Source organism: Clostridium sp. BL-8, assembly GCF_002006495.1.
Taxonomy (GTDB): Bacteria; Bacillota; Clostridia; order Clostridiales; family Clostridiaceae; genus Clostridium.
In genome coordinates this window covers 15549-28516 of record NZ_LZZL01000043.1, presented here as the reverse complement: position 1 = coordinate 28516, position 12968 = coordinate 15549, and the positions used below count along the sequence as shown (strand labels likewise).

11 protein-coding genes are annotated in these 12968 nt (G+C 29.6%); 10 read left to right on the top strand and 1 reads right to left on the bottom strand.

Features of this window, described 5'->3' with window-relative positions; genetic code table 11:
- The first annotated feature begins 130 nt into the window (after positions 1–130).
- Positions 131–1567 (top strand): cardiolipin synthase, encoded by a 1437-nt coding sequence (gene cls / locus CLOBL_RS15345; protein WP_077859845.1) that lies wholly within the window; start codon positions 131–133, stop codon positions 1565–1567.
- A 273-nt stretch (positions 1568–1840) separates the two neighbouring features.
- Entirely contained in the window at positions 1841–3013 is a 1173-nt protein-coding gene (locus CLOBL_RS15340; protein WP_077859844.1) for an MFS transporter, read from the top strand.
- A 15-nt stretch (positions 3014–3028) separates the two neighbouring features.
- Here CLOBL_RS15340 and CLOBL_RS15335 read toward each other — a convergent pair whose 3' ends face one another.
- The gene (locus CLOBL_RS15335; RefSeq protein ID WP_077859843.1) at positions 3029–4399 is read right to left on the bottom strand and encodes a DUF2334 domain-containing protein; all 1371 of its coding nucleotides are present in this window, start codon (positions 4397–4399) and stop codon (positions 3029–3031) included.
- Between the two features lie 777 nt (positions 4400–5176).
- Here CLOBL_RS15335 and aroB point away from each other — a divergent pair.
- From aroB to aroF, 8 genes are all read left to right on the top strand, one after another.
- Positions 5177–6229 (top strand): 3-dehydroquinate synthase, encoded by a 1053-nt coding sequence (gene aroB / locus CLOBL_RS15330; protein ID WP_077859842.1) that lies wholly within the window; start codon positions 5177–5179, stop codon positions 6227–6229.
- Between the two features lie 103 nt (positions 6230–6332).
- Positions 6333–7640: a 3-phosphoshikimate 1-carboxyvinyltransferase gene (gene aroA / locus CLOBL_RS15325; RefSeq protein WP_077859841.1), complete on the top strand. Its 1308-nt coding sequence runs from the start codon at positions 6333–6335 to the stop codon at positions 7638–7640.
- Positions 7618–8691 (top strand): chorismate synthase, encoded by a 1074-nt coding sequence (gene aroC, locus CLOBL_RS15320; protein WP_077859840.1) that lies wholly within the window; start codon positions 7618–7620, stop codon positions 8689–8691. The genes aroA and aroC overlap by 23 nt, the downstream gene beginning before the upstream one ends.
- Before the next feature lie 97 nt (positions 8692–8788).
- On the top strand, positions 8789–9922 hold the full coding sequence (gene pheA, locus CLOBL_RS15315) for a prephenate dehydratase (protein WP_077859839.1): 1134 nt from the start codon (positions 8789–8791) through the stop codon (positions 9920–9922).
- A 30-nt stretch (positions 9923–9952) separates the two neighbouring features.
- Complete coding sequence (gene aroE, locus CLOBL_RS15310; protein ID WP_077859838.1) at positions 9953–10765, top strand: shikimate dehydrogenase; 813 nt, start codon at positions 9953–9955, stop codon at positions 10763–10765.
- 9 nt (positions 10766–10774) lie between these two features.
- The gene (locus CLOBL_RS15305) at positions 10775–11284 is read left to right on the top strand and encodes a shikimate kinase (protein ID WP_077859837.1); all 510 of its coding nucleotides are present in this window, start codon (positions 10775–10777) and stop codon (positions 11282–11284) included.
- An 11-nt stretch (positions 11285–11295) separates the two neighbouring features.
- Complete coding sequence (aroQ, locus tag CLOBL_RS15300; RefSeq protein WP_009168455.1) at positions 11296–11736, top strand: type II 3-dehydroquinate dehydratase; 441 nt, start codon at positions 11296–11298, stop codon at positions 11734–11736.
- Positions 11737–11934: 198 nt separating this feature from the next.
- Positions 11935–12948: a 3-deoxy-7-phosphoheptulonate synthase gene (gene aroF, locus CLOBL_RS15295; RefSeq protein ID WP_077859836.1), complete on the top strand. Its 1014-nt coding sequence runs from the start codon at positions 11935–11937 to the stop codon at positions 12946–12948.
- Positions 12949–12968 lie beyond the last annotated feature (20 nt).

Sequence of the window (12968 nt, the reverse complement as noted above, 5' to 3'; positions counted from 1 at the left end):
TCGTTAATTTATTTAATATACCTTCGCAATATATTAGATTATTATGATAAAATAATATGAGAGCATAAAAAAAATAAGAGATATTTGGTAAACTGAATAAAGATATGTCATAAAATAAGGAAGTGAATTGATGAATATATTCTTAGGCTTAACAGTTATAATCTTAATTTTAAATACGCTTCTTTCTCTATCGTTAATCTTTATAGAGAGAAAAGATCCTACCACAACATGGGCATGGCTTTTAATAGTTATGGTTTTACCAGGCTTAGGATTTATTATTTATATTCTTCTTGGACAAAATTTAAGCAGACAGAAGATTTTCAAAAAGAAAATAAAATTTGATGAGAATAAAAGAAAAAATCTAAGTGATAAATATGAAATAGGCAATGATGATTGTCATCATGTAAGGGAGAGATTCCTTGATTTAATAAATATGAATTTCAATCATTCAGGAGCAAGGCTCACAACTAATAATAGAGTTAATGTGTATGTAAATGGTGAGGATAAATTTAAACAATTAATAGAAGACATAAAAAATGCAAAGAAATATATTCATATTGAATATTATATTTTTAAGAATGATATACTTGGAAAAAGTATAATAGATGAACTTACAAAAAAAGCAAAAAGCGGTCTGGAAGTTAGACTATTAGTAGATAGTATGGGTTCAAGAAAATTAACGAAAAAAGCACTTAAAGAGTATATTCATGCTGGAGGAAAGTTTTCGATATTTTTCCCGGGAATTTTACCACATCTTAATACACGTATAAATTATAGAAATCACAGAAAAATTGTTGTTATTGATGGTAAATTTGGATATGTAGGTGGATTTAATGTTGGAAAAGAATATATAAATAAAGATCCTGAAGTTGGTTTTTGGAGAGATACACATGTGAGAATACAGGGGGAAGCTGTTGATTATTTAAATGAAAGATTTTTACTTGATTGGTGCCATGCTTCTGAGGAAGATATAGAGAATTATGAAAATTATTCAGAAGAATTTAGCGATGATTTCGGTGATGTAGGTATGCAAATTGTAACAAGCGGACCTGACCATAAGGAAGAATATATTAGGAATGCATATTTAAAGCTTATTAATAATGCTAAAAAGAACTTATATTTAGAAACTCCATATCTTGTACCGGATGGACCAATATTAGAATCATTAAAAATATCAGCGTTATCAGGAGTAGATGTTAGAATTATAATACCAGGAAAACCAGATCATTTCTTTATGAAGTGGGCGGCAAGCTCATATATAGGTGAGTTATTAGAAGCAGGAATAAAGCTCTATAATTATGAAAAAGGTTTTATTCATTCAAAAACTATAGTTGCTGATGGTGCAGTAATGAGCATAGGAACGGCTAATATGGATATCAGGAGTTTTAAGCTTAATTTTGAGGTAAATGCATTTATTTTTGATAATAGAATTGCAAGAGATGGAGAAATTGAATTTATGAAAGATATCAAAGATTCTGAGGAAATAACAAAGGAAATATATTATAACAGAAGCATTTCGCTTAGAATCAAAGAATCTTTAATTAGATTAGTATCTCCAATACTATAGGCATTTAATATGTCTTCATTATTTATTTAAATTATAAATAGAATGAATAAAAAGATGGTTTCTTAATAAAGAAATCATTTTTTTATTCTTTAAGGAATTAATGATAAATTAGGAATCTATGTATAACTTATAAAAAAGCTTGACTATACCTAAGTTAAGATATAAATTATAAGCTATGATAAACAAAAGATATGGAGAAATGCAGCCGTTGGATATTGAGATGAATTATCTATAATACGCTATTTTCATATACTTTGGATAGGAGCATTTACTGTGAAAGACAAAATTAAGTTTTATTATTCATTATCTACCTATATTGTTTATGGAGTGCTGAGTATAGTAACTACCTTTTATGTACCGTATTTAAATCAAGTGGTTGGATTATCGTTAAATGAAGTTGGAAAGGTAGTATCCATAGGTGCACTATCTGCAATTTTTTCTCAGCAATTTTTAGTAGGAAGACTCTCTGGGAGCAACAATAAAAAGAAATTTGTTATGATACATTTTAGTGCATTGATCCTTATGACTATATTTTTTATTATTGCAAATAAATTTACAATATACATTTTTGCAATTTTATATGGAATTATTGTACAAACAACTGGAAATATATATGAAATATATGTTGAGAGACTATCTGTGAAACAAGGTATGGAATATTCTCAAATAAGAAAATGGGGATCTATAGGTTTTGGATGTATAGTACTTTTATGTGGAATTATAATTGAAAGATTTGAATTTAAAACTATTTACATAATGGGAATTGCTATGATAAGTATTGTAATATTTATTATAGGAGTGAAATTTAATAATATTGAAGCAGATGCTAAGAAAAATGAGGTAAAACTAAGAGATATATTAAAAAATAAAAATTCATTAATTCTTGGTCTCACTAGTATTTTAATTATTGGAACATACAATGCAATAGAATTTGCATATTCAACCTATTTAATAGATATAACAGGAAATACTGCTTTAGCTAACTCAATATATAGTAAATCTATATTTTTCAGGGTTGTTGTTGAGTTCTTATCATTTATGTTTGTTGGTAAGGTTTTAAAGAATAATACTCCTAAAAAATATTTAATTGTGGCTTTTATTATAGCTGCAGCAAGAATATTATTATTTTCAACAGGATATGTGCCTTTGGTTGTTTTAGGTGATCAACTACATGGATTAATGTATGGGTGTTATTTGACTTTCTTATTCAAATATATTAGAAATGTTGTTGATGACAAATTTGTAGCAGGCACATATTCAATAGTAACAATATTAGGTTCAGCAGGTGCTAATTTTGTTTATCCTCAAATTTTTAGTGCAATCCAAGGTAAGTTTGGGTACAATATAATGTATTTATCTGGATTTGCAATTATAATAATTTCTACATTAATTGCTGCAAAGATTCTTCCAGGAGAGAAGAAGTATATTGGAGCTAAAACTTACTAATTTATGAGTAGGAAGTTAAAGATCTGTTACTTTAATCATTTTAAATCCCTTTTCTTCTAATATGCTGATTAACCTTTTTAAGATTGAGTTCTCAGCATAAGTAAAGGTTGGGGCGGAATTATCATCTTCAGTTAAGGATATATAATCATTTTCTAAAAAAGGATGAAAAAATACACTGCCCATATTATTTGTACTAGTTTCTTTAATCTTAGCTAAAGTTTCTTCCTCTTTTTTAGCAGGAATATAGTCAAGAGGAGTTGAAATATAAAATGATGATTTGTTATAAGGACTACGCTGTGGCTTTTTTAGATCAGCTTTTTCCTTACCGAAATCATTAAATGGGTAATATAAAATTTTGAAATATTTTTCTGCAATCTTATTTTGGGCTGGTGTAATTTCGTAATGTGGTGCTTCAAAGAAATCAATCGGTATATCCAAGTATGATGCAGTTTTGATAGCCCTTTCGATTTTTTCTTTAAATGTACTCTCAGAAGGATTAAGTTTTCCGAATTCAAAACCAGCCCCAGATTCAGTGTTACCAGATTGATGAGTATAACCATGGAGGCCAATTGATCCATTATGTGTAGTAAAAAAATCTAAACTATATACCATTTCAGCTATTTCAAAATTATTTTTAGTTAATGGATCATTATCAACTTTTTGACTAGGAATTACATACCTTGGAATCCATGCGATGTGATAAGGGATTTTCTTTTGATTAATATAGTCTGCTATTATGCGGAGTTTTTCAAAATATTCTTTGGAGTAAGGCTGTGAATTTACTCCTATATCTTCAAAACGAATAAGACCTATTTGTTTTATTTTTGATTTATATGGGATGATATTTGCACTTGGAAAACCATCTATTTTACAATTTATTATTTTATTATCCTTATCCCACCTAGTGTAAAGTTTAAGCATGCGTGAAAAATCAGATAATCCAATATAATAAAAATTATCTTTGACTAATAATGGTTTCTTTAAGGGAAAATTATTATTTGGAGATTTTATGATATTATCATGCAAGTAAATTGTGTAAATATCGTTATTAAGACGTATAACTAGATTGTCATTACGTTTTTTTATTTTTCCATCAAGTTCTTGAATGAATTCATTTAGAGATATATAATATCGATTTTTATCTAAGTATATTGGTAAATTAAGCTTAAGGGTTTTGCCGTTAATTATAAATTTTACATTATCCTTAGGCATATCGAAGCCAGTAAAGCTAGAAAAATCTATGTTAAGTCCATCATTTTTTTTTAAGGAATCTTCATTTGAAATTTGTCTTGAACTGTTATTTTTAAGTAGACTATTATTACTACAGCTTATTGAAAGTAATATTAAAATTATCATAAAAATATAGAGAAGTCTTTTACTTGTCATTTGTATCATCACCTTGCTTTTTATGTGTACTTTTATTATGTGTACTTATATTTTTTTTATTTTTATATTTATATTTTGCTTAGAAATATACAGATAGAAATGTTAAGGACAAACTATCATATGGAGATGCTTCTTTAGGAATGAGCAGTATGAAAGATAAAACAGTCAAGGGTGGGTTTTGTTGAATTTAAAAAAAATAAAGTCTGAAATTATAAAAATAACAAATAAGTAAAATTTAAAATAATAAATAAATATTATATCAGGGTAAAAAATGAAAAAGTAATAATAAATATTGACATTGTGATATAGTTTGTTATAATGGAAAAAAGATAAATTTTAAAAGAAAATTTTGTGTTATTATTCGTAAATAATAACTATTAATTTAGAAATGGAGAAAATCATGGAAAAGGATATTGTAAAATCAGTTATGCAAAAATTTTATAGCTTTTTTTATTTTATGTTCTGGGGCTTTTATTTTAGCGCTGGCTATTTATTTTGCAAAAAAACTGAAAAAAATATCTTTCTAATGAGTTTTTAATTTTCATAGAGTATTTTAGTATCTTATAACATCGATATTTCATGGAACTCATTATATATGAGTTCCATTTTTTTTAAATATAATTAAATATATGTAAGGGGGCAATATAAATAGAAGTACTGAAGGTTATTGAAGGGACTGCTTAATAAGTAGTTTATTGGAATTTTTATTCAAACAATGACTATAGAAAACAGAAGTATAGTAGGTTACACGATTAATAAGAAGGAGAGTGTTAAGTAGTGGAAAATCTAGTTGTTGAACTTGGAGAAAGAAGTTATCCAATCCTAATCAAAAAAGGATTGATGAATGAAGTAAATGTTGAAATTGAGAAGATTTACAAAGGAAAAAAAATATTTATATTAACTGATAAAAACGTAAATTCTTATTATGGAGATAAGATAAAATCATGCTTAGTTAATTCAGGATATGATGTTAAAATAATGGCTTTAGAAGCAGGTGAAGAAACAAAAGCTTTCAGCACTTTGCCTGTAATATACAATGAACTTTTAGATTTTAAAATTACAAGAAGTGATTTAATAATAACTCTTGGTGGTGGAGTAATTGGAGATCTTGGTGGATTTGCTGCAGCTACTTTTTTAAGAGGGGTAGATTTTGTTCAAATACCAACATCTTTACTGGCTCAGGTTGATAGCAGCGTAGGAGGAAAAGTTGCAGTTGACTTAGAAAGAGGTAAAAATCTAGTTGGAAGTTTTTATCAACCTAAAGCAGTTTTAATAGATCCAGATGTATTAAAAACTTTAAATGAAAAGTTTTTTAAAGATGGTATGGGTGAAGTAATTAAATATGGATGTATAAAGGATAGAGAATTCTTCCATTTCTTAAAGAGTTTGAAAACTAAAGAAGAAGTTATGCACAATATTGAAAGAATTATCCACAAATGCTGCTTTATAAAAAAATGCGTTGTGGAAAATGATGAAAAGGACACAGGAGAAAGAATGTTGTTAAATTTTGGACATACTTTAGGTCATGCAATAGAGACTTATTATAATTTTAAAAGATTTACTCACGGAGAAGGCGTTGCTATAGGTATGTATGAAATAAGCAGAATTGCAGAAAATAAAGGACTTACTGAAAAAGGTGTAAGTGAAGAAATTAAAGAAATACTGATTCAATATGGGCTTCCTTATGAAGTCGAGATAAAAGATAATTCTGCAATTTTAGACACCATAGCTTTAGATAAGAAAAATATCGATAATTCCTTGAAGGTAGTATTACTAAAAAATATTGGTGAGTCGTTTTTGGAAAAGACTAGTGTGGAGTTTTTCAAATAAGTAACATACATCATGAATTTTATATTGTGAATTAAGGTGCATGAAAATAGGCTGGCAGATGGGCTTGTTATTTTTTGATTGTGCCTAACTAAGAGGTGATGAAATGGGAGATTTAAAAATATATCCAAGAAAATTAAATGGCGAAGTTAAGATACCCCCATCTAAGAGCATGGCCCATAGAGCAGTAATCTGTGCGGCCCTTGGAAATGGAGTAAGTAAAGTTACAAATATAGATTACTCTGATGATATTATAGCAACAATTGAAGCTATGTCATCATTAGGAGCAAGGATAACAAAAAAAGAAGAGTATCTTGAAGTTTGTGGGATTAGAAGTCCTGAAAATATTGAAGTTAATTTAGTAAAGAGCGAAAGACTTATAGATTGTAATGAATCAGGCTCAACCTTAAGATTTTTAGTACCTATTGCAGCGTTATTTGATGGTGTTAACAGATTTGTTGGAAGAGGTAATTTAGGGAAAAGGCCTTTAGATACATACTATAATATATTTGATGAACAAAATATAAAGTATTCCTATAAAGAAGGCGTACTAGATTTAAAGACAGAAGGTAAATTACAGTCAGGGGAATTTAAAGTTAAAGGAAATATCAGCTCGCAGTTCATAACAGGTTTATTATTTACTCTTCCTCTTTTAGATGGAGATTCTAAAATTCTAATAACAACAGAAATGGAATCAAAGGGATATATTGATTTAACCTTAAGTGCAATGAAAGACTTTGGCATAGAGATTATAAATAACAATTATGAAGAATTTATAATAAAGGGAAATCAAATTTATAAAAGCAGGGACTATCGAGTTGAAGGAGATTATTCTCAAGGGGCATTTTTCTTTTGTGCAGATGCACTTTCAAATAATGTAATTTTAAATGATTTAAAGTTAGACTCTCTTCAAGGAGATAAAGAAGTAATAGATATTTTAACAAGAATGGGATTAGATATAATTAATAAAAATAATGGGTTAATCGGAATAGCAAATGAAAGACTAAAAGCAACTATAATTGATGGCTCTCAATGCCCAGACATAATTCCTGTAGTAGCTTTAGTTGCAGCACTAAGCACAGGTACAACAGAAATAATAAATGCTGGAAGACTCAGGATTAAAGAATGCGATAGATTAGCAGCTGTAACGTCTGAGCTTAATAAGTTAGGAGCTAAAATTAAAGAAAGAGAAGATGGTTTAATAATAGAGGGAGTTAAAGAGCTAAAAGGCGGAGCAGAAGTCTGGAGTCACAAGGATCATAGAATTGCAATGACTATAGCTATAGCATCTACTGTATGTAAAGATCCAATAGTGCTTAAGGATTATGAATGTGTTTCTAAATCATATCCTCAGTTTTGGGAAGATTTTAAAAGTTTAGGAGGTGTATTTGATGAGTGGAATATGGGGAAATAACTTAAAAGTTTCTATTTTTGGTGAGTCACATGGGGTCGGAATAGGAATTACAATAGATGGACTTCCTTCTGGTGTCGAAATTAACCTAGAAGAAGTTATGAAAGAAATGGCTAGGCGTGCTCCAGGGAAAAGTAACTTATCTACAGCAAGAAAAGAAGCTGATGCACCAGAAATTTTAAGTGGATTTTTTGAAGGAAAGACCACAGGAACTCCTCTTTGTGCAGTGATTAGAAACTCAGATATGCGCTCTAAGGATTATGGAAAGCTTAAGGATTTAATGAGACCAGGTCATGCAGATTATCCAGGGTATGTTAGATACAATGGATTCAATGATTATAGAGGTGGCGGATCTTTCTCAGGAAGAATTACTGCACCATTAGTATTTGCAGGTGCTATTTGTAAGCAGGTACTAGCAGGTAAGGGAATAAGTATAGGAGCTCATATTAAAAGTATTGGTGATATTGAAGATAAAAGTTTTTATGAGGTCGAATTAAATAAAGAACTTTTAGAAGATCTAAAAAATAAAGAATTACCTCTTTTAATTTCAGAAAAAGAGGAAGAAATGAGGGAGACAATCCTTAAAGCAAAAAAAGAGCAGGATTCTGTGGGAGGAACTATTGAATGCACAGTTCTTGGTATAAATGCAGGAATCGGAAATCCGTTTTTTGATTCAGTTGAGTCAACTTTAGCGCACTTAATGTTCTCCGTTCCAGCGGTTAAGGGAATAGAATTTGGAAAGGGCTTTGAAATGAGTAAACTTAATGGTTCAAATTGCAATGACGAATATTATTATGATGGTGATAAGGTAAAGACTTATACAAACAATAATGGTGGAATTACAGGTGGAATTACAAATGGAATGCCAATATTATTTAAGGTTGCAATGAAGCCGACACCATCAATATCTAAAGTTCAAAGGACAATAGATATTGCAGAAAAGAAAGAATCAGAGCTTATAATTGAAGGAAGACATGATCCATGCATTGTGCAAAGGGCTGTTCCAGTAATTGAAGCAGTAACTGCAATAGGAATATTAGATTTAATCAGTTAAAGGTCAAGAATTAAGAATTTAGGACACAAGTTTTATAAAATCTTTATTCAAAACTATTAATGGTGGATTTATAACAGATCTAAAAGGAGAGAGTAAAGTGACGGAATTAGATGATTATAGAAAGAGCATTGATGAAATAGATAAAAAAATAACGGAATTATTTGAAAAGAGGATGGATGTAGTTCTTAAAGTTGGAGAATATAAAAAGAAGAATAATTTAGCAGTTTTTGATGAAAGTAGAGAAAAAGAAGTCATTGAAAAAAACTTAGGATATCTTGAAAATAAAAACTATGAAGAAGGAACTAGAGAGTTCTTCGCTCAGATAATGGAAATCGCTAAGAAACTTGAAAATAAAAAAATTGAAAAGGCTGTTGGAGAATATAAATTTACGCAACGTCAAAGTTCTATAAATAAAAAGAAGATTGGTTATTATGGAGTTAAAGGATCTTTTACGGAAGAAGCCATGATGAAGTACTTTGGAGATGTCAAATCAGCAAAAGCATATGAAGAATTTGAAAATGTTTTTGCTGCAGTTAAAGATGGTGAAATTGATTATGGAGTAGTTCCAATAGAAAATTCGTCAACAGGTGCTATTTCACAAGTTTATGATCTTTTATATAAATATGATTTTTATATTATCGGTGAAGAATGTATTAAGATAAATCAACATTTAATTGGTGTAAAAGGTGCTGAATTAGAAACAATTAAGGAAGTATATTCACATCCTCAAGGCTTTGAACAAAGTACGGAGTTTCTTAAAAAGCATAATGCTTGGAAGCTGATTCCTTTTCATAGCACTGCAGATAGCGTTAAACTTGTAAGTGATTTAAATGATAAGTCTAAGGCAGCTATTGCAAGTAAAAGAGCTGCAAGTATATATAATTTAGAAATAATAAAAGAAAATATAAATAATCAAAGTGAAAACTCTACAAGATTTATAATAATATCAAAGGAACTTGAAACAAATTCTAGTTGTAATAAGGTTAGTGTAGTGTTTTCTCTTGAACATAAAGCTGGTACATTATATAAATTATTAAGCCATTTTGCAGAAAATGACATAAACATGATGAAGATTGAATCAAGACCAATGGAAAAAGGAGCATGGAAGTATTTCTTATATGTTGATTTTGAAGGAAATCTCGAAAGTGAAAAAGTCAGAAAAGCATTAAGTCTAATAGAACAAAGCAGTGCTTACTTTAAACTTATAGGAGGATACAAGAAATATAGTTAACTGTTAACTGAATAAAGTGGGGTGATTAATTTGGATTTTTATGGATTGCTCGGAGAAAAATTATCTCATAGCCTTTCACCTAAAATTCATAATAATTTTTTTAAAGCTTCAAATATTGAAGGTGCATACAAGCTTTTTGAGGTCAAAAAAGAAGAATTAGGTAAAGCAGTAGAGGCAATAAAAGTTCTTAAGGTAAAGGGAGTAAATGTTACTATTCCGTATAAGCAGGATGTAATGAAATATTTAGATTTTATATCGGAAGAAGCACAAAAAATAGGTGCAATAAATACAATCCATTTAGATAATGGAAAATTATATGGTTATAATACAGATTATTTTGGCTTTGGAACTATTATTAAAAATAATAGTATTGAAATTAAAGATAGCATAGCTATGGTGCTCGGAAATGGTGGAGCAGCTAAAGCTGTTATAACCTACTTGCTGGATCAAGGAATTAAAAAGATTTATTTAGTTTCCAGAAGAAAAAGTATTAATTCTGATTATAATGATGAAAAAATTGAAATTAAAACTTATGAAGAAATAGGCTATATAAAAGGAGATATTTTGATAAATACGACTCCTCTTGGAATGTATCCTAATGCAGATGCTACGCCGGTTGATAAAGACATAATAAATAATTTTAATGTATTAATAGATATAATTTATAATCCTAAGGAAACAAAGTTCTTAAAAATAGGTGAAAAATTAAGCAAAAAAGTATGCGGTGGAATCGAAATGCTCATTGGGCAAGCTATAAAGTCTGAAGAAATATGGCAAGGACATTCTTTGGATAAGGCTGTGTCAGAAGAGCTATATTCAATGTTTCAAGATGAATTTAAGTAGGTGGCATATATGAAAGACAAAGTAGTGCTTATTGGGATGCCTGGGTGTGGAAAGAGCACAATAGGTGAAGTAATAAGTAATGAACTAAAATTAAAATTTTATGATATGGACGAATATATCGAAGGTATGACATCTAAGACAATTCCTCAGCTTTTTGAAATGGGAGAAACTTACTTTAGAGATCTTGAAACCTTAGCTTGCATAGAATTATCTAAAAAGGATAATATACTGATTTCTTCAGGCGGAGGCGTAATAAAGAGAAAAGAGAATATGGATGTATTAAAAGAAAAGTCTTATATTGTCTTTATAGATAGGCCTTTAGAGGAGCTTTTGAAAGATATAGATATTTCGGGAAGACCCTTGTTAAAAGAAGGCAGAGATAAATTAATCAAGTTATATGATGAACGCTATGAATTATATAAATTATATGCAGATGAAATTATCAGGAATGATAAGGAACTTGAAAATGTGATAAGTATAGCGAAAGAAGTCATAAAACTTAATTTAGAGCTAGATTAGGAGGAATATTAATGAAGATTATGGTCATTAATGGCCCTAACTTAAACATGGTTGGAGTTAGGGAAAAAGGAATCTATGGCACAAAATCCTTTGAAGATATATGCGAGTATATTAAGGAAGAAGGCAAAAATAGAGGTCATGAAGTAACATTGTTTCAAAGCAATTGTGAAGGTGAAATAATAGATGAACTTCAAAAAGCATATTTTGAGAAGTATGATGGAATAATAATAAATCCAGGAGCTTATACTCATTATAGTTATGCGATTCATGATGCTATAAAAGGAATTAATATAGATACAGTTGAAGTACATTTATCTAATGTACATTCAAGAGAAGATTTCAGAAAGAAATCTGTAACTGCACCAGCATGTATAGGCCAAATGTGTGGTTTTGGAGAACAGGGGTATATATTAGCTATGAAGGCATTAGAATTGAAAAAGATGTCTAAATAGTTTATTATATAAGTTAATTAGCAATTAATAATCTGTAGTAAATAGTTGAAGAAAACATATAAATATAATTTTTGAAAAATCTAGTCAGATATTTCAAATGCAACTATGAACTGCAAACTGTGAACTGTTAATTGACAAAAGTAGTATAGAAGTATAGTAGTAAAAAATTAAAAGTAGGAGTACAGGAGGAAAGTAAAAATGATAATTATTATGAACCCAAAGGCAACAGAAGAAGAAGTAAGAAAGGTTACATCAGTAATTGAAGCAAAAGGATTAGAGGTTAATCTTTCAAAAGGCGATACTTACTACATAGTAGGTATTATAGGAGATACATCTATAATCGATCCTAAAAAAATGCAGGTACTAAAGGGTGTAGATAGAGTTATGAAGGTTCAAGAACCTTTTAAGAAAGCTAATAAAATATTTAAACCAGAAGATACAATAGTTAATGTTCAAGGATCTATAGTTGGTGGTGGAAGACTTGGAATAATGGCTGGTCCATGTTCTGTAGAAAGTGAAGAACAAATCATTGAAGTAGCTAAAAGAGTAAAGGCAGCTGGAGCTAATTTCTTAAGAGGAGGAGCTTTCAAACCAAGAACTTCACCTTATAGTTTCCAAGGATTAGAGCTTGAAGGTTTAAAACTATTAAAAGCAGCAAAACAGGAAACAGGGCTACCAATAGTAACAGAGCTTATGTCAACAGATTATTTGGATGCTTTTGTTGAAAATGTTGATATGATTCAAATTGGTGCTAGAAATATGCAAAACTTTGATTTGCTAAAGCAGGTTGGTAAGACTAAAACACCAGTATTATTAAAGAGAGGTTTATCAGCAACTATAGAAGAATGGCTTATGTCAGCAGAATACATTATGGCAGGTGGAAATGAAAATGTAATTCTTTGTGAAAGAGGAGTAAGAACTTTTGAAACTATAACAAGAAATACATTAGATTTACAGGCCGTTCCAGTGATAAAGAAATTATCACATTTACCTATTATTGTAGACCCAAGTCATGCAGGAGGTTATGCTTACCTAGTAGAGCCAATGGCTAAAGCAGCAATTATGGCAGGAGCAGATGGTCTTATGATAGAAGTTCATAATGATCCAGAAAATGCATTAAGTGATGGACAGCAATCACTTACTCCAGACCAATTTGATGCACTTATGGCTAAGGTTAAAGCAGTAGCAGATATCGAAGGTAAGGAAATTTAATTCTGTGTAGATAAAGGGAG

Bases quoted from the DNA above. Each gene is read 5' to 3' on its own strand.
- cls (WP_077859845.1), top strand. From the start codon at position 131: ATGAATATATTCTTAGGCTTAACAGTTATAATCTTAATTTTAAATACG.
- CLOBL_RS15335 (WP_077859843.1), bottom strand. From the start codon at position 4,399: ATGACAAGTAAAAGACTTCTCTATATTTTTATGATAATTTTAATATTA.
- aroA (WP_077859841.1), top strand. From the start codon at position 6,333: ATGGGAGATTTAAAAATATATCCAAGAAAATTAAATGGCGAAGTTAAG.
- aroC (WP_077859840.1), top strand. From the start codon at position 7,618: ATGAGTGGAATATGGGGAAATAACTTAAAAGTTTCTATTTTTGGTGAG.
- CLOBL_RS15305 (WP_077859837.1), top strand. From the start codon at position 10,775: ATGAAAGACAAAGTAGTGCTTATTGGGATGCCTGGGTGTGGAAAGAGC.
- aroQ (WP_009168455.1), top strand. From the start codon at position 11,296: ATGAAGATTATGGTCATTAATGGCCCTAACTTAAACATGGTTGGAGTT.
- aroF (WP_077859836.1), top strand. From the start codon at position 11,935: ATGATAATTATTATGAACCCAAAGGCAACAGAAGAAGAAGTAAGAAAG.